Genomic DNA, 1,484 nt, shown 5'->3' with positions numbered 1-1,484 from the left:
CCCGGCATCGAGAACTGCTACACGCCGCCTGGCGGGAAGCCCGAGCCCTGTCCCGACGCCCGCGGCTCCTGGACGCGGGCGAGCGACCGGCTGAGCGGGCTTCGGCCCGGCGCGTACACGGCCGAGACCGTCGCGTACGACGCCAGGGGCAAGGCATGGCCCGCGCTGAAGAACCCGTTCACGGTGGTGCGGAAGACCGAAGCGGTGCCCGCGGGACAGGACTGGGTCCGGCAGGGCGGCGACGAGGCCGGGCGCTCCGCGAGCGCGGACGATCCCGGTCCGGTGCTCGACCTGAAGTGGGCGCGCCACACCGGGGAGCAGTTCAACCTCAACGGCTCGGTCGTCGCCGACGGCAAGGTCATCGTCTCGTCGCGGGCCTTCGACTCTCCGTACAGCATGATGCTCGCGTACGACGTGGACTCCGGACGCGAGATCTGGCGGACCTATCTGGACGGTGACGCGGAGTCGGCGCCCACGCTGCACGGCGGCCGGGTCTACCTGACGACCGGCGTGGGCCGTGTGTATGCCGTCGACCCGGACGACGGGCACATCGTGTGGGAGGCCGTCGACCGCGAGGAGCAGCACGGGGACACCGTGCGGCGCTACGGGCGGGCCGGCGGTCCGGTCAGCGTCTTCGGGCTCACGGGCGGGTCGGCCAAGGGCCGTTCCGTCGCCGTCTACCAGGACTGGGACACGGTGCGCTGCCGGGACGCGAAGACCGGCGAGAAGCTGCCCGGCGGATTCGCGGCGCCGGGCTCATGGGGGCAGTTCCACAGCACCGCGGTGCGCGAGCCCGGCTCCAACACCGCCTATCTGCACTCCGGTTCGAGCAACACCGTCATCGCGATGGACCTGGCGAGCTGCGGGCAGCTGTGGGCGAAGGACACCAAGGGCGACATCGACAGCCACTCGTCGCCCGTCCTCACCGATCCGGTGTCGGGCGATCCGCGACTGGTGACCTTCACGTCATCGGGGGTCCGCGGGTTCGATGCCGGGACGGGCGCGCAGACGTGGGAGTCCAAGGCGGGCGGCGCGGGCGTCTGCGAGCCGGGTCCGGCGCCGCTGACGAGTCCGGCCGTGTGGGGCGACACCGCGTACGTGGCGGGGCGCGACGGTGTCGTACGCGCCTATGACACGAGCGCGGCCGACCTGTCGAAGCCGCTCTGGCAGACCAAGGCCGGGTATCTGCCGGGGGAGAGCCCGCTGGACGACGAGTGGCGGGTCGCCATGGGCTGCACGGCGGGTGACGGATCGCCGACCATGCATCCGCTGGTCACCAAGTCCCATGTGTACGTGGGGACATGGGACGGGCGGCTGCTCGTCCTCGACCGCTCGACCGGCAAGCAGGTGCACGCCTACGACCTGGGCGCGGGCGTCACGTCGGCGCTGTCCGTCAGCGGCGGACGGATCTTCGCGCTCACCGACGACGGCACGGTGCACGCACTGGCCGGGCGGCGTGCGGGCTGACAGCGCGGAACAGAAGG

General features: G+C 72.2%; 1 protein-coding gene. It reads left to right on the top strand.

Annotated elements, in window-relative coordinates:
• A partial coding sequence (locus ACZ5CR_RS44995; protein ID WP_468869390.1) for an outer membrane protein assembly factor BamB family protein occupies window positions 1-1,467 on the top strand: 1,467 nt, incomplete at its 5' end.
• Between the last annotated feature and the right edge of the window lie 17 nt (window positions 1,468-1,484).

Source organism: Streptomyces sp. NPDC031274 (assembly GCF_055570235.1).
Note: the sequence above shows the minus strand (reverse complement) of the source record. Positions and strands in the feature narration are given on the sequence as shown.